The sequence below is a fragment of the Streptosporangium sp. NPDC000509 genome, from assembly GCF_042898365.1.
Taxonomy (GTDB): domain Bacteria; phylum Actinomycetota; class Actinomycetes; order Streptosporangiales; family Streptosporangiaceae; genus Streptosporangium.
Genome location: NZ_JBIAYX010000004.1, coordinates 69,717 through 84,478, shown reverse-complemented (window position 1 = coordinate 84,478; position 14,762 = coordinate 69,717). Strand labels below are relative to the sequence as shown.

15 protein-coding genes are annotated in these 14,762 nt (G+C 68.2%); 3 read left to right on the top strand and 12 right to left on the bottom strand.

The genetic code is table 11. The features are described 5' to 3' along the window. Positions 1–346 precede the first annotated feature (346 nt). Entirely contained in the window at positions 347–3,010 is a 2,664-nt protein-coding gene (locus ACFY3D_RS09130; RefSeq protein ID WP_389976804.1) for a glycoside hydrolase family 3 N-terminal domain-containing protein, read from the top strand. A gap of 212 nt (positions 3,011–3,222) precedes the next feature. On the opposite strand, the gene ACFY3D_RS09125 is transcribed toward ACFY3D_RS09130, so the two are convergent. The 10 genes from ACFY3D_RS09125 to ACFY3D_RS09080 all read right to left on the bottom strand — a co-directional run bounded on the left by ACFY3D_RS09125 (position 3,223) and on the right by ACFY3D_RS09080 (position 9,217). After that, entirely contained in the window at positions 3,223–3,486 is a 264-nt protein-coding gene (locus ACFY3D_RS09125; protein ID WP_389976801.1) for a gas vesicle protein K, read from the bottom strand. Positions 3,487–3,695: 209 nt separating this feature from the next. Further along, positions 3,696–3,971, bottom strand: a complete 276-nt coding sequence (locus ACFY3D_RS09120; protein ID WP_350944213.1) for a gas vesicle protein — start codon at positions 3,969–3,971, stop codon at positions 3,696–3,698. Further along, positions 3,961–4,755, bottom strand: coding sequence for a GvpL/GvpF family gas vesicle protein (locus ACFY3D_RS09115; protein ID WP_389976797.1), 795 nt, complete (start codon positions 4,753–4,755; stop codon positions 3,961–3,963). The genes ACFY3D_RS09120 and ACFY3D_RS09115 overlap by 11 nt, the downstream gene beginning before the upstream one ends. Then, on the bottom strand, positions 4,748–5,155 hold the full coding sequence (locus tag ACFY3D_RS09110) for a gas vesicle protein (RefSeq protein WP_389977532.1): 408 nt from the start codon (positions 5,153–5,155) through the stop codon (positions 4,748–4,750). The genes ACFY3D_RS09115 and ACFY3D_RS09110 overlap by 8 nt, the downstream gene beginning before the upstream one ends. A 13-nt stretch (positions 5,156–5,168) precedes the next feature. Next, positions 5,169–5,633 carry a gas vesicle protein GvpO gene (gene gvpO / locus ACFY3D_RS09105; protein WP_389976794.1) on the bottom strand — a complete coding sequence of 155 codons (465 nt, stop codon included), beginning with the start codon at positions 5,631–5,633 and terminating at the stop codon, positions 5,169–5,171. A gap of 45 nt (positions 5,634–5,678) precedes the next feature. Continuing rightward, positions 5,679–5,900, bottom strand: a complete 222-nt coding sequence (locus tag ACFY3D_RS09100; protein ID WP_389976791.1) for a gas vesicle protein GvpG — start codon at positions 5,898–5,900, stop codon at positions 5,679–5,681. 31 nt (positions 5,901–5,931) lie between these two features. Beyond that, a complete protein-coding gene (locus ACFY3D_RS09095) occupies positions 5,932–6,822 on the bottom strand; it encodes a GvpL/GvpF family gas vesicle protein (protein WP_389976789.1) in 891 nt (296 codons plus the stop codon). Between the two features lies 1 nt (position 6,823). After that, positions 6,824–7,261 carry a gas vesicle protein GvpJ gene (gvpJ, locus tag ACFY3D_RS09090; RefSeq protein WP_389976786.1) on the bottom strand — a complete coding sequence of 146 codons (438 nt, stop codon included), beginning with the start codon at positions 7,259–7,261 and terminating at the stop codon, positions 6,824–6,826. A gap of 46 nt (positions 7,262–7,307) precedes the next feature. Continuing rightward, positions 7,308–8,498, bottom strand: coding sequence for an SRPBCC family protein (locus ACFY3D_RS09085; RefSeq protein ID WP_389976784.1), 1,191 nt, complete (start codon positions 8,496–8,498; stop codon positions 7,308–7,310). 5 nt (positions 8,499–8,503) lie between these two features. After that, positions 8,504–9,217 carry a hypothetical protein gene (locus ACFY3D_RS09080; protein ID WP_389976781.1) on the bottom strand — a complete coding sequence of 238 codons (714 nt, stop codon included), beginning with the start codon at positions 9,215–9,217 and terminating at the stop codon, positions 8,504–8,506. Between the two features lie 460 nt (positions 9,218–9,677). Here ACFY3D_RS09080 and ACFY3D_RS09075 point away from each other — a divergent pair, with 460 nt between their 5' ends. Continuing rightward, a complete protein-coding gene (locus ACFY3D_RS09075) occupies positions 9,678–10,370 on the top strand; it encodes a hypothetical protein (RefSeq protein WP_389976778.1) in 693 nt (230 codons plus the stop codon). Positions 10,371–10,384: 14 nt separating this feature from the next. Beyond that, positions 10,385–13,357 carry an AAA family ATPase gene (locus ACFY3D_RS09070; protein WP_389976775.1) on the top strand — a complete coding sequence of 991 codons (2,973 nt, stop codon included), beginning with the start codon at positions 10,385–10,387 and terminating at the stop codon, positions 13,355–13,357. Positions 13,358–13,557: 200 nt separating this feature from the next. On the opposite strand, the gene ACFY3D_RS09065 is transcribed toward ACFY3D_RS09070, so the two are convergent. Beyond that, positions 13,558–13,803, bottom strand: coding sequence for a DUF397 domain-containing protein (locus ACFY3D_RS09065; protein WP_386208349.1), 246 nt, complete (start codon positions 13,801–13,803; stop codon positions 13,558–13,560). A gap of 19 nt (positions 13,804–13,822) precedes the next feature. After that, entirely contained in the window at positions 13,823–14,647 is an 825-nt protein-coding gene (locus ACFY3D_RS09060; RefSeq protein ID WP_389976770.1) for a helix-turn-helix domain-containing protein, read from the bottom strand. Positions 14,648–14,762: the final 115 nt, after the last annotated feature.

Here is a 14,762-nt window from a genome sequence, read left to right as displayed (position 1 = left end):
GGGACCCCGAGGTGATCGGCTTCCTCGTTTCCCTTGGGTACCCGCGTCCTCGCCGTCGACCGCGGTGGCGCCGAGCCCTGACCGTCGACCCGCTCGCGACGTCTCGCCGCGAGCGGGCCCGGTTCCTGAGAGCGCTCTCACTTAAATGTAACACCGAAGGTGCGGATGTTGAGATTCCCCTGGTAGAAGCGGTTCTAGGGTCGCAAGGCATCCGCAGAGCAGGTTTTTGTATGAGAGAGCGCTCTCGCGAGAGTATTGACTCGGCTGTGTCACAGCGTCAGGATCTGCGAAGTGCGGACTCGGGGGATCCGCAGGTCCATCGCAGTACCTCGAGAACGGATCCTCGATGATCAGACCCTTCGCCCGACAGGGCGCCCGCCGGAGCGGACTCGCGGTGCTGGCGAGTCTCGCCGTCCTGTCAGCGGGCGTCACCGGGATTCCGAGCGCGGGCGCCGAGACCGCGACGGGCGGCCGGCAGCCGGTGATCGGCAAGCCCGCCCTGGACGCACGCGGCTGTGCCCGCATCGAGAAGAAGCTGCCCGCCCTCTCCGAATGGCCCAAGGTCAAGAGCAGGATCGAGCAGAACCGGTCCGACGAGAAGCGAGTGGCGAAGATCCTCGCGGGCATGACGCTCGCCGAGAAGGTCGGCCAGATGACCCAGCCGGAGATCGTCGCGATCACCCCGGAGGAGGTCGGGCGATACTTCATCGGCTCGGTGCTCAACGGCGGCGGCTCCTGGCCGGGCCGCGACAAGCACGCCGCGCGGAAGGCCTGGCTCGACCTCGCCGACGCCTACTGGAACGCCTCCGTCGCCACCCGCGCGAAGATCCCCGTCATCTGGGGCACCGACGCCGTCCACGGCAACAACAACGTCTACGACACCACCGTCTTCCCGCACAACATCGGGCTGGGCGCCGCCCAGGACCCGTGTCTCGTGCGCGACATCGGGGCGGCGACCGCCCGGCAGACGCGCGCCACCGGCCAGGACTGGGCGTTCGCGCCCAGCGTCTCCGTCCCCCTCGACGACCGGTGGGGCCGCACGTACGAGGGCTTCTCCGAAGACCCCAGGATCACCCGGGCGTACGGGTACGAGGCCGTCAAGGGCCTGCAGGGCAAGCATCCGCGCGGTATCGGCCAGGACGGCGTCATCGCCACCGCCAAGCACTTCATCGGTGACGGCGGCACCCTCAAGGGCGTGGACCAGGGCGTGAACCCCTCGTCCGAGGCCGAGATGATCAACGTGCACGGCCAGGGCTACTACGGTGCCCTCGCGGCCGGGGCCCAGAGCGTGATGGTCTCGTTCAACAGCTGGAAGAACGCCGACCTCGGTATCGACGAGGGCAAGCTGCACGGCAGCAAGCGCGTCGTCACCGACATCCTCAAGCAGAAGATGGGCTTCGACGGCGTCGTCGTCTCCGACTGGAACGGCATCGGCCAGGTCGCCGGATGCACCAACGCGAGCTGTCCCCAGGCGATCAACGCGGGTGTCGACGTGGTGATGGTGCCCAACGACTGGAAGGCGTTCATCACCAACACGATCGCCCAGGTCGAGAGCGGCGCGATCCCGATGGCGCGCATCGACGACGCGGTGACACGCATCCTGCGGGTGAAACTGCGCGTCGGAGTGCTCGACGGTCCCAAGCCCTCCAAGCGCGCCTTCGCCGGGTCCGCCGACGCGGCGGAGACGAGGAGGCTCGCCAGGGAGGCCGTGCGCAAATCGCAGGTCCTGCTCAAGAACAACGGCAGGGTGCTGCCGCTGGCCGCGAAGTCCAAGGTCCTCGTGGTCGGCAAGAGCGCCGACAGCCTGCAGAACCAGACCGGCGGATGGACCCTCACCTGGCAGGGCACGAACAACGTCAACGCCGACTTCCCCAGGGGCACGACGATCCTCGGCGGGCTGCGCGAGGCGCTCGGCCAGTCCCGTGTCACCTTCAGCGAGACCGGCGACGGCGTCGACCCCTCGGCGTACGACGCGGTCATCGCGGTGATCGGCGAGACCCCGTACGCCGAGGGCATCGGCGACCTGGCGCGGCGCACGCTGGAGGCCGCCAAGATCTACCCGGTCGACCTCGCGGTGCTCGACAAGGTCACCGGTAAGGGCACCCCCGTCGTCACCGTCTACGTCGGCGGCCGGCCGCTGTGGATGAACAAGGAGCTCAACCGCTCCGACGCCTTCGTCGCGGCGTGGCTGCCGGGAACCGAGGGCGGCGGCGTCGCCGACGTGCTCGTCAAGGGCAAGCACCGCGACGGCTTCACCGGCAGGCTGCCGTACTCGTGGCCGAAGAGCGCCTGCCAGTCGCCGCTCAACCCGGGAGCCGACGGATACGACCCGCTCTTCCCACTCGGGTACGGCCTGCGTGACGGCCAGAGCGGGCAGGTCGGCAAGCTCGACGAGACCGCGCCGCCGTTCGGCTGCGGTGAGCAGGGCGGTGGCGGCGAGGCGAGCGAGGACCTGGAGATCTTCAACCGCACCGACATCGCGCCGTACAAGAGCTTCATCGGCTCCGCCGAGAACTGGGGCGGCACCGAGATCGGCGCCGACGGCGAGGCGGCGCACGCCGAGATCACCGTGGTGCCCTCCGACGTCAACGTGCAGCAGGACGCTCTGAAGGCGACCTGGACCGGCATCGGTCCCGCCCAGCTCTACCTGCAGAACCCGGCGGGTGGCACGGACCTGCGGGGCTACCTCAACACGAAGGGGGCGCTGGTCTTCGACACGATCGTCCACCAGGCGCCGGCCGCGAGGACCGTGCTCGGCGTCCACTGTGTCTATCCGTGCCTCTCCGAGGTGGTGGCGACCTCCCTCTTCCAGGGGCTTCCGGTCGGCGTGAAGTCGACCGTGAAGATCCCCGTCGCCTGCTTCGCCGCGGCGGGCCTCGACCTGGAGGTGGTCAACACCCCGTTCCTCGTCTACACCGAGGGGGCCTTCTCCGCGTCGTTCGCGAACGTCCGCTGGATGCCGCAGGCGGCCGACGATCCCGACGCGAAGAAGTGCGAGGACCTGACCTGACACCGAGGACGTAGGCGAACGCCTCCCGGTGGGCCCTGGCTCTCCCGATGACCGACCACGGTGTCGTCAACGGGATCGGCCGGCATCGGCCGGCATCGGCCGGCTCCGACCGGGAGGCGTTCGCCCGCGCTCACCGGACGCGGGTGAACGCCTCCTGACGATGGGGAGACCCCGTTGACGACATCGTGGCGTCACCGTGGACATCGTCGTCGTCAGTCGGTGGGCAGGAGGGTTCCGAGCGGCCCGAGGTCGAGGTTGAGATCGGACGGTGAGAGCTCGAAGCGCTCGCACAGCTCGGTCATCGCCTCCTCGAGGCGCATCAGTGTCACACCCAGCACCTCCACCTGCTCGTCCGAGAGGTCCCCCTGGTCCATCCGGCGCACACACTGACGCTCCACCAGCTGCCGTATCAGCTCGACGAGGGTGAGCACGAGGCGGGACAGGTCCCGTCCCACGGCCTCGGGATCGGTGTTCACCTTCCAGCGGACGGTCCTCGCCGGTCCTCGCGCGTTCCCGCCCCTGCCCGCGGGGGTGGTTCGCGTGACCTTGAACCGTCTCCTCGCGGGAGGGCGGAGCCGCTCCCGGGTGACACGAGGATCCTCCGTGCCGCCGAGGTCCTCTGCCCGGGGGGCGCCGGGGAGAGGATTCACATCGCTCGCCCGAGGAGTGCCAGGGGAGCGGTTCGTCACAGCGGTCCCTCCTCGCCGGAGTCCCACGGGAGTGCGACCGCGCCGTGCGGGTGGGCGGACGGTATCGGGTCGGAGGCTCGCACGGAGGTGATGAGGGCGCGCAGGGAGATGCGGACGAGGTCGATGTCGGCGATGGACAGCACCAGGTCCCCGCTCACCACCACCCCGCCGGCCAGCAGCCGGTCGAGCAGGTCCACCAGTGCCACGCGTTCGGGGGGGATGTGTCCGGCGGCGGCGAGTTCGGCACCTCTCGGCTGGTGGTCACGGGGCATCGAGTGTCTCCGCACGGGTCGGGCCGAGGTCCACCGAGGTGAAGGAGTACGGCGCCCAGGGGCCGGTGAGCTGGATCTCGATCTCCTCGCCCCGCAGCGCGTCGACGTCCGCGACGAACTCCTCACGGCGGTCCTCGGCGACGAGGTAGGCGCCGTTGAGCAGCATCGTCTCCTCGCGGCCGGACAGTCGCGGGTCCTGCGGCCGATGGCGGTGGCAGGCGACCGAGACGGCCGCGAGGGTGGCGTGGATGTCCTCGGCCCGCCGCGCCGCCAGCCGCCAGGCGTCCTCCCTGCCGCGCAGGCTCGCCCGGCGGCGCTTCAGGTACGCCGTTCCCGGGCTGTCGGTCTCCTCGGGGGCCTCCTCGGCGCGAGGGGCCTCCTCGCTCGGTTTCGCGTACGCCTTCACCCCCCACTCCCTGCATCCGGTGACGTGGTCGAGCACCTCGGCGAGATCGTCGTGCCTGCGCCGGAGCAGGTCGCGGACCTGGTCCTCGCTGCTGTAGACCGTCACCAGCCTGACCGGGGCCGTGGGGGCCTCCTTCGCCACGGCCTCCACGACCCGGTCGTGGGCGCGGGCCGTTCCCCCGACCCAGTCCAGGTCCTCCAGGAAACGCCGCAGCGGCTCCTCACCGAACTCCTCCAGGGGCACCGGGCTCACGTACGCGGCCAGGCCCTCGTGGGTGATCGCGCGCACCGGCGCTCCGGTCACGCCCGCCACCTCCTCCGGGAGAGGGTGCCCCACATCCTGGGCGATCGCGTAGAGATATGTGCCCGTCTCAGCCATCGCGCTCCTCCCTGAACCTTCCGGTCGACCGAAGCTCCCGGGCGTCACCGGAGGAGGACCCTCTGTCGAGGGAACGGCGCCGGGGGCCCTCCATCTCCTCGTCGCCCTCGACGGCGGACAGCCGGTCGCGCAGGACGCGGTTCTCCTCGATCAGGTCGCGGTCGCGGGAGCTGAGCCACGGATCGTGTTCCCACCAGTCGATCCCCAGCTCCCGCGCCGTGTCGACCGAGGCGATGAGCAGGCGCAGCTTGATGGTGAGAAGCTCGATGTCCAGCAGGTTCACCCGGATGTCACCCACGATCACCACACCCCTGTCGAGCACCCGCTCCAGGATGTCGGCGAGGTTGGCGGAGGACTCCCGCCCGCCGGAGGAGCGCGGAAAGGACCCGCCGGATCGCATCACGTCGGCCACGTCAGCCCCCCTCGGCACTGTCCGCCCGGCCGCGCCGGTAGCGCTTCACCCTGCGATACGACAGCAGGTCGCCGGTGGCATCCAGCTCGATCTGGTAGAGCGACAGCATGTCGCCGGAGGAGGGGATGTGGCGGCTCTCGACGACCTCGACCTCGACCAGCCAGCCGTCCTCGGCTCGTCGTACCAGCGTCACCCCTTCCGTTTCCTTCGAGGTCAGGTCGGCGATGTGCCGCAACCCTGCCGCTCCGGCGGTCGCCGCGGACAGGGCGGAGGAACGCCGCCGCGGCTTCTTCGCGGGCTCGTCCTCGTCCTCCTCCTCTTCGTCCTCTTCGTCCAGGTCCTCCTCAGAGAAGTCCTCGTAGGGCTCCGCGTCCTCGTCGAAGTCCTCGTCGAAGGTCTCGTCGCCGGCGGTCTCGTAGGAATCGTCGGCGGAGCGCTTCTCACGGGTTCCGCGCCTGACAGGCATGGGATCATTCCCCTCGTCGTCTCCGCAGCGATGCGGTCCTACCGGCTAGGTGAGCAGATCTCCGAGGATCCGCTCCGCGGCCGCGGCCGCCTCCTCCTCGGAGATCTCGCCGGAGGCCCTGGCCTCCTCCAGCTCCTCCAGGCGGCGCCTCACCGCCGCGGGGCTCCGGAGTTCCTGCTCGGCCTGTTCCTGAAGCAGCTCCGCGAGCCGGATCAGCCCGCGCAGCGGCGCGAGCGGCAGGCCGAAGATGAGCCCCAGTGGTTCCACGATCGATCAACCTCCTTCCACATCCCGGCGCCTACGTTTTGACGAAGTCGTACGGTGCCAGCGGGCCGAGCAGGCGCAGCTCGACACGGCCTGCCCACCGGGTCCCGAACTCGTCCACGGCCTCCTCGATCTCCCGGCCACGGTCGGTGTCCGCGAGCAGGGCCACGTGGACGGCGTCCCGCTCGTGGGTGGGCTCGCGGACGAGGGCGGAGACGCAGAGCGGGTCGAAGGCTTCGACCAACGCGTCGGTGTCGGCCTCACGCTTGGCCGCGATCGACATGTTGATCAGCTCTCCGAGCCGCATCCTCGTGTCCCACGTCGCCTCCTCGGGGCGTCCGTGGATCGCCTCACGCAACCGCGCGATCTCCGGGTCCTCGTCGAGTACCTCCCGCAGGATGGCCCGCTCGACGTAGCGTCCCTTCACGACGTACTCCGCGCGTCCTTCCAGTTCGTTCAGCGTGGCGAGGAACTCGTCGTAGTAGGGGGCGAGCAGTTCGTCGACGACCGCCCGGACGTCCGTCACCACCGCTCCGAAACGCAGGGGGAGTACGGGCACCTGCGTGGCGGTGGCGTCGAGCAGGTGCTCGTGGGCCATGAGGTCGTCCGGCCTGCCGAGGGGGCGGTCGGTGAAGACGTCGCTCACCAGGGCGGCGATCTCCCTGTGGCGTACCAACTCGACCACGTTCGGCGGATCTCCCACGCCTCGGGTGCCCGGGGTCAGCTCGACGTCGGACGGAATGATCCCGTACACGTAGGTGCCGGTGACGCTTCCGGGGGCGCCGTGTTCCTTGGATCGGGGTCCTTCGGGGCGGGCCGTGGCGGCTCGTTCGGCGCGAGCGGTGTCGTGCTGTGTCGTCCCGCGGGTACCGCTCCCAGGGTTGTCCGACCGGACCGCCCCGCGCTTGTCAGTGGAACCGGACATCTCACTCCTCCCTGCGCCGTCTGCGGCGGGGCGCCGGCTCGCGTTCCTCGTCGGCCTCCTCGAACTCGTCCTCGTCCTCGCCGGTCGTCAGGCCTTTGATCTTCTCCCCTGCCGCGTCCAGCAGTCCCTGCGTCGCGCCCTTGACCTTCGCCTTGCTACCGCCCTGCGTCATGTCCTCCATCAGTTCCGGCAGCCCCTTCTGCTTGCCGGTCTGGGTGAGGTCGAGGCGGTTGACGGCCTCGGCGAAGCGCAGATAGGTGTCGACGCTGGCCACCACGATCCGGGCGTCGATCGTCAGCAGTTCGATCCCGACCAGGGAGACCCTGACGTAGGCGTCGATCACGAGTCCCTTGTCGAGGATCGTGTCGATGACGTCGGCCAATCCTGACGAGGATCCGCGACCGCTCGCACCGGCTCCCGAAGGTTGAACGATGCTCATGGCGTCTCCTCCCCGCTGTCCCCGAGAATTTCCCGGTCACGCCCGGTCACGTACGACTGGCCGTCCTGCGGCGGGTGGGGCGCTTGGGCTTCTCTTCCTCGCTCTGGGAAGCGGCGGATCTGCGACGCCGCGGACGCCTGGGAGGCTCTTCCTCTTCTTCCTCTTCTTCGTCCTCGTCGGCTGCGCGCTCCTCTTCCGGCTCTTCCTCGGGCTCCTCTTCCTCTTCCTCCTCCTCTTCGCCTTCTTCGAATTCGTCCTCCTCGGGCTCTTCTTCGAACTCCTCCTCGCCCTCTTCCGGCTCCTCGCCCTCTTCCGGCTCTTCCTCGGGCTCCTCTTCCGGCTCCTCGGCCTCGCCGCGCTCCTCCTCGGAGCCCTTCTCGGCCTCCTCCTTTTCCTTCTCCTCGCGAAGTGCCGTCTCCTGGTCCTTGACGACCTTGCTGTCGCGGATCTCGCCGCGCCACCCCTCAAGGTCGTCGGGATGCAGGAGCACCCGGCTCATGACGTGCCGCCGGAAGTGCTTGAGTTCCAGGCGCGCGCGCCTGCCCTGGGCGCGCCACAGGTTGCCGGTGCGCTCGAAGAGGCCCTGCGGGTAGTACTCCAGGACGAGCAGGACCCGGGTGAGATCGGGAGTGATCTCGTGGAAGGTCACGGCACCGTCAACGTGCCCCTTCTGCCCTTTCGACCGCCAGATGATCCGCTTGTCCGGTAGCTGTTCGAGGATCGTCGACTCCCAGATCCGGCGGGACAGGAAGATCTTCGCCGTCCAATCGAGCTTCTCGTCGGATTTCTGGTCGACGCCCTCGACCTTCTTCATGAAGCTCGGGAAGTCGCCGAACTGGGTCCACTGGTCGTAGACGACGCGTATGGGGGCGCCGACGTCGATCGTCTCGATGATGTTGGTCATCTTCAGCTTCCCGCTCTGGCCGCCCTTGCCTCCGCCTCCCGTCAGTTTCTTGGTCAGGCCGCTGATCGCCATCTTGCCCAGGCCCTTCACCATGCCTCCGGCGATGGACGCCTTGGGGTGTTTGGAACCGGTCACCGCGCTGAGCAGGCCGGACCCGCCGCCTTCTGCGTAGTCGGTCAACCGGCCCGTCGTGCCTTGGATCTTCTCGCTCACCGTTGACAGAGCCCGCTCCCCAATGGCTCCGGCGAGGTTCTGGAACTCCTCTTTGAGTCGACCGGTGGGTGCTTCCTTGCCGCCCTCACTGTCGGGGCGCTTCTTCGAGGTCTCGGCCATCTAGGTCACCCCCGTGCCCTGGCGGGCGTCGGCTTGGTGCGGGAAGAGGTGGATCCGCTCCGGGAAGGAGGGCGGCGCTTGGACCTGGCCCGTGGCTCCTCTTCCTCCTCTTCTTCTTCCTCTTCCTCCTCTTCCTCCTCGTCCTCGGAGTCCCGGGGTGCCTTACCGGTGGACTTGGCCGCAGGCTTGCGGCGCCCGGAAGTGGCGGAACGCCTGCGGACGGGCGGAGCCTCCTCTTCCTCTTCTTCTTCCTCTTCCTCCTCCTCGTCCGTCTCCGGTTCGTACTCTTCTTCCTCCTCGGCCCGACGCCGTGCCTTCCTGCGGGACAGGATGCCCTTCACGCGCCCGCGCCCGCGCTTGGGCTCCTCGCCCTCCTCGCCTTCCTCTAGTTCCTCTACCAGGTCCTCCAGGGGGTTGCGCAGGGATTCGGCCCGGTCATGAAGCCTGTTGCTGAGCGAGTCGACCTGCCTGCTCAGCGCGGCCTTGGCGGCGGCCTTGCTCGCGTCGACGAGGTCGCCACGCACGCTTTCGGTGATCTTCGCCAGTTCCGGGGAGGAACTGATCACCTTCAGCGCCTGCTGCAGAAGGTCGCTCTGGCCGCCGCTCAGTCGACCGGTCGCCCCGGCGGCGGCCAGTGCCATCGCCAGTCGCAGTTTCTGGCGTCGCCCCAGAAGGTAGCCGCCGGCCACGGCGAGGGCTATGCGTACTTCGTTCCTCACGGTAATCACTCCTTGTCGGCCGCTTCGTCGTCGTTCCAGTCCCTGAGGGGTTTTCACCGGTCTATCGCCGAAGAAGGAGGCATTGGTGCTGTTTAATGCCATCTCTCGGCAAAAGCAGAAAGAATCACTCTTTGGGGATTATCTAGCCTTATACCCCTAAAAGGGTTGATAACCATATATGTAGGGAAAAAAACGGCAAAGCGGACCAGATCCCCGTGGTTCACGGGGATCCGGTCCGCGGAAAAGGTGGAGTGGGCACCTCTGGCCCCTGTACCGCGACGGAGGGGGGAGGTTCAATGATGTCGGAAATCCAACATCGACTTTGTGTAACAAGTGAGGCCGGGTTCCCGGAAAGATTTGGTCAAGATTTTCGAAGTTCGGTGAGCCGGGACAGGAGAGAGTCGCGCAAAAAACGGGCACAACCACCTCGTTAAACCCGTAAAGCGGAGGTATAGCCCTGGTGAAAAGATCAAGGGCCGGGTTCGCCGTGGTGACTGTGGCGGTCGTCTCCGCCATGGTCGGCGGGCTCACGGGATGTGCACGTGCTGAGTTCACCTACGTCCGCCACGACGACGGGCAGACCTACTTCAAGGTTCCGGCGACCTGGCGGAAGGTCGACCAGGCCGCGCTGGACAAGGCGACCATCGGGGCCGATCCCGAATCGGCCACCGCGCGACTGCAGAAGCAGCTCATCTGGTCGGCCGCCTACGACGCCCACTCCCAGCCCTCTCCAGACCACCTTCTCGGCTACGGCACCGGAGACGAGCCGTTCGTCTTCGCCAGGATCACCAAGCTCCTCCCCGAGGAGCAGGACTCGTTGTCCCTGAACACCATGCGCAACTCCGTGCTGCCCGTCACCGAGACGGTGCGCAAGGAGTACGCGAAGATCCCCGGTTACCCGTTGCAGGACTTCGAGCTGCTCGCCGACGAGGTGCTCCGGCCCGGAGACGGCCTGCGCGGGGTGCACGTGCGGTTCAACTACGCGATCCAGGGGGCCGGGATCGAGACCTTCGACCTCACCTCCTATCTGGCCGAGGACGGCAAGCAGATCTCCACCCTGCTGATCCGCTGTTCGGCCGCCTGTTACCGGAAGCGCGCCGGGGAATTCGAGAAGATCGCGCAATCCTTCAAGGTCAAGCGACTCACCGGGTGAGGAGAAGCCCGTCCATGCAGTCACCTCCACCGCCCCCCAACTTCGAAGGACTCCGGGCTCCCGGCTCCGGCCCGACAGATCCGCACCCCGACAGGCGAAAGAAGATGCCGTTCTGGGACCGGATTAAATTCCTGCTCATTCTCACGATCATCTATTTCGTTCTGGTGTGGAGTGAGATGGCCTCGTACGAGGGCATCATCACGTTCCAGGATGCGATGATCATCACCGCGATCGCGGCGCCGTGGATCTTCTGGCTCCTCGGGGCCGAGTTCCTGAGACAACTCCACTTCTTCGTCAGCGAGCGTTCCGCCGGATACAACCGGTTCTGGACGCGCGGTGTTTTCGGCGGCTTCGAACGCTGGACCCATCGCCGCTTCTCCGACTGGAACCGCTTCAGGATGGCGCGGGCCATCAAGTGGGTGTTCTGGATCACGGTGCTCGCCCTCATCCTCGGGGAGGTGCTGGACACCTCTCCGGCGCTCGCCCTGTTCCAGGCGCCCGCGCTGCTCTGGCAGGCCCTGCCGTACATGGCGCAGCTCGCCTTCGCGTTCTTCTTCATCGCCTTCCAGTTCATCGGCCTGTTCTGGCTGTTGTCGCGGGGCGGTGTGGAGACGTACTTCCCCGACGACATCAAGACCCGCTTCACCGACGTCTGGGGCCAGGACCACGTCGTCGAGCGGGTCAAGGAGAACATCGTCTTCCTGGAGCGGCCGGACGCGATCGAGGAGCGCGGCGGCTACGTGCCCAGCGGCCTGCTGCTGTGGGGGCCACCGGGCACCGGCAAGACCCTGATGGCCGAGGCCGTGGCCGGGGAGACCGGCAAACCGTACGTGTTCGTCGACCCCGGCGCGTTCGTCAACATGTTCATGGGCATCGGCATCCTGAAGGTGAAGTCGCTGTTCAGGAAGCTCCGCAAGCTCTCGCTGCGCTACGGCGGCGTGATCGTCTTCTTCGACGAGGCCGACTCCCTCGGCAAACGCGGCTCGCTGGCGCAGCAGGGTCCCAGGGGCGCCCCCGGGTTCTCCCCGCACGCCGCCGGATGCCACGGCTTCGGCTACCTCAGCGAGGACACCCGGTGGCTGCTGACCCGCAAGGGCGCGGCCGAGCCGAGCGAGCCCGACACCGGCCGCAGCCGCTTCATGATGGGCGGCATGGGCGGGGGCGGCGGCGACGCGGGCACGTTGCAGGCGCTGCTCACCGAGCTGTCGGGCCTGAAGAAGCCGAGAGGCATCGTCAACCGGCACGTGCGAAGGCTCTTCGGCATGCGTCCCAAGCCGCCGCCGAAGTACCGGATCCTGGTCATGATGGCCACCAACATGCCCAACTCGCTGGACGAGGCTCTGCTGCGGCCTGGCCGCATCGACCGCATCTACAAGGTGGGCTACCCCTCGAAGGCGGGCCGGGTGCGCACCTACCGGGGTTACTTCGACAAGGTCGACCACGAGCTCACCGAAGCGCAGCTGGACAAGCTGGCGACGATCACCCCCTACGCCACCGGTGCCACGATCAAGGACCTGGTGAACGAGTCGCTCATCACCGCGATCCGCGACGGCAGGGAGACCATCACCTGGTCGGACGTGACCCGCGCCAAGCGGCTCAAACAACTCGGCCCGCCCGAGGACGTGGAGTACATCGAGCGCGAGCGGCACGCGGTGGCCGTGCACGAGGCCTGCCACGCCGTGGCGGCGTACCGCACCCGCTACCACCTGGAGATCGACATCGCCACGATCGAGAAGGGCGCCGACTACCTCGGCATGGTGGCGAGCATCAAGCCGGAAGACCAGTTCACCCGCTGGAAGTCCGAGCACGAGGCCGACATCATGGTCTCGCTCGCCTCCCTGGCGGGGGAGCGGATGTTCTTCGGCGAGGACAACTCCTCAGGGGTCTCCGGTGACCTGTTCTCCGCGACGTACCTCACCGCGCTGATGGAGGCGCACTGGGGCATGGGCCGCGGGGTGACCTCGGTGCCCGCGCTGCAGGAGCTGGAGATCCTGGGTGGCAAGTCAATGCCGAAGCCGGGTGGCGGAGGCATCGGTTTCACCAAGACACCGGGTGGCGGCCAGCCGCTCGCCCCCGACGTGCTGGGCGAGCGCATCGAGTTCAACCTGGTGAGCCTGCTCGACCGCACCGAGCGACTGCTGCGCGAACACCGGCGGGACGTCCTGTGCCTGGCGCACGCGCTGGAGGCGCACAAGACGCTCAACGGCGACGACGTGGTCGCGATCCTGGAACGCAGGCGGGGGCCGTTGATCGACGGCTCCGTCTACGCCTCGGACGACTTCTACGCCGAGATCGAGGAGTATCACCTGGAGGCGGCGCGGGCGCACCGCGAGCACAGCCACGTGGCGCGGGCCCTGCCCGTCCCGCAGGCCGTGCCCGTGCTCGAACCCGCGGCCGTGGTCGTCCAGGGGGCGATGCTCACGGGTAACGGCCACGGCGCCCCGGTGTCGAACGCGGTGTCGAGCCCGGTGCCGACGCTGCCGGCCACGATGTCGACCGCTGTGTCTCCGGCGTCCCCGGTGCCGCCGGCCTCCGCGGCCGGACCCGACTTCGTGCCCTGGGGCGACGACACCCGGGTGCCTCGCCCGGCACCGTCCACGTCACCGCCACCGTCACCGCCACCGACGCCCGCCTCGCGCGGCGGGAAGTCGCGGATGGTGTTCGTGGTCGTGGCCAGCCTGGCCGCACTCGCGGTCTTCACGACGCTGGGCGCCTACGTGCTCGGTGGTGGGACGGTCGCGATGGGCCGCGCGGGCTCGCCGGACTCCGGCACGCTCACGGTGGTGTTCGTCGCCGTGCTGGCGGCACTCGTGGGGGCGGCGATCGTGGCCGCGCTCACCAGGGGGACGCAGGCGGCCAAGGCCAGGGCCGAGGCTCAGCGGGACAGTGCCGTAGAACGTGCCCAGCTGCTCGCCGCGGCGATGGACCCGCAGGTCGCGATGCGGATCCTCGGCTACAACGGCACCGGGGAGCGGCCTCCGCACTGAGAACTCCCGGCCGGTCCTGGAATCTCCGGCGAGTGACGGCCCGAGTGACGAGGACCGGGCGGCGGTGGGAAACGGCGACGGGTAAGGGGTGACGGGCAGCGGGGGAGGGACGACTACCACAGCCTGCCGGGCCGGGGCCGCGGGCGGGCTGTGGTCGGAGGTTCCGGGGGAACCGTGAGGCTGGTTCCCCCGGAGGTCCGTCAGTCGAACTCGCCGTCCTTCACGCCGCCGACGAAGGCGTCCCACTCGCTCCGGGTGAACGCCAGCGCCGGGCCACCCGGATCCTTGGAGTCGCGGACGAGATACAGCCGATCGGCGTTCGCCTTGTGCCGGGCGGCCGCCTGCTCACCGGGGACGACCGCGACCTCCACGCAGTCACCTCCGTTGGTGCTGCGGACGCTCTTACGCCACTCGGCGCCGGACAGATCCATCGTGGACCCTCGCACTTTTTTCTTCCTTCTACTGCTAGGGGGAGGAGAACCTTCTCGCCATCTGGGCGATGAAGGCTGCCGAGGCATCCTCGCCGAGAGCCATCTCGCAGAGACTCTCGAACATGGAGGCGTATCGGCGGACTTGCTCGGGGTTGTCCGGCACGTCCCCGCTCGCGGCCTGCTCCAGATAGAGCAGGTCGGGGGCTTCGGGTTCGGGGAAGCTGAGCAGGCAGAATTTGCCGTCCATCGCGGCGTGCGCCCCCGCGGAGAACGGGACGACCCGTATCTCCACGTTGGGCAGCGTGCTGAGACGGACGAGATGTTCCAGCTGCTCCGACATGATGTCGCCACCGCCGATCCGACGCCGGATCACCGCTTCGTCGAGCACGGCGACGAGGTGGATCGGGTCACCGGGCCCGTGCAGCAACCGCTGACGCGAGATGCGCACGGAGACCGTCTCCTCGACCGTGGAGGGGGTCTGGACTACTGAGGTCGCCTCGATCACCGCGCGTGCGTACGGTTCGGTCTGCATCAGGCCGGGGACGACCAGCGGCTCGTACGAGCGCACGAGCGACGCTTCGGCCTCAAGCCCGATGTAGGAGTCGAAGCCCGGTTTGAAAGCCTGACGGTGGGGGTGCCACCAGCTCCGCCTTCTGGCTTCGACGGCCATCTGGATCAGGGAGTCTCTCGCCTCCCCGGTCACGCCGTACACCTCGGTGAGGGCCGACACGTCGGAGGGACGAGGCCGGGACTGGCCCGTCTCGTACCTCCAGACGGTGGTGTCGGTGGAACCGATCCGCTCGGCCACCTCTCCCCGTGTCAGCCCACTGTCCTTTCGCAGACGGCTCAGCTCAGCCATCAGACGGCGATGACGGGCCGTGGGGCTGTGTCGAGAGGCCACGCATCCACCTCCCTCCGTCCTTTGATAGCAAATCTGTGGAATCCCAACATGAGGTATTGCAGTCCTTGATAGA

Bases quoted from the DNA above. Each gene is read 5' to 3' on its own strand.
- ACFY3D_RS09130 (WP_389976804.1), top strand. From the start codon at position 347: ATGATCAGACCCTTCGCCCGACAGGGCGCCCGCCGGAGCGGACTCGCG.
- ACFY3D_RS09120 (WP_350944213.1), bottom strand. From the start codon at position 3,971: ATGCCCCGTGACCACCAGCCGAGAGGTGCCGAACTCGCCGCCGCCGGA.
- ACFY3D_RS09115 (WP_389976797.1), bottom strand. From the start codon at position 4,755: ATGGCTGAGACGGGCACATATCTCTACGCGATCGCCCAGGATGTGGGG.
- ACFY3D_RS09110 (WP_389977532.1), bottom strand. From the start codon at position 5,155: ATGCGATCCGGCGGGTCCTTTCCGCGCTCCTCCGGCGGGCGGGAGTCC.
- gvpO (WP_389976794.1), bottom strand. From the start codon at position 5,633: ATGCCTGTCAGGCGCGGAACCCGTGAGAAGCGCTCCGCCGACGATTCC.
- ACFY3D_RS09095 (WP_389976789.1), bottom strand. From the start codon at position 6,822: ATGTCCGGTTCCACTGACAAGCGCGGGGCGGTCCGGTCGGACAACCCT.
- gvpJ (WP_389976786.1), bottom strand. From the start codon at position 7,261: ATGAGCATCGTTCAACCTTCGGGAGCCGGTGCGAGCGGTCGCGGATCC.
- ACFY3D_RS09085 (WP_389976784.1), bottom strand. From the start codon at position 8,498: ATGGCCGAGACCTCGAAGAAGCGCCCCGACAGTGAGGGCGGCAAGGAA.
- ACFY3D_RS09070 (WP_389976775.1), top strand. From the start codon at position 10,385: ATGCAGTCACCTCCACCGCCCCCCAACTTCGAAGGACTCCGGGCTCCC.
- ACFY3D_RS09060 (WP_389976770.1), bottom strand. From the start codon at position 14,647: ATGGCTGAGCTGAGCCGTCTGCGAAAGGACAGTGGGCTGACACGGGGA.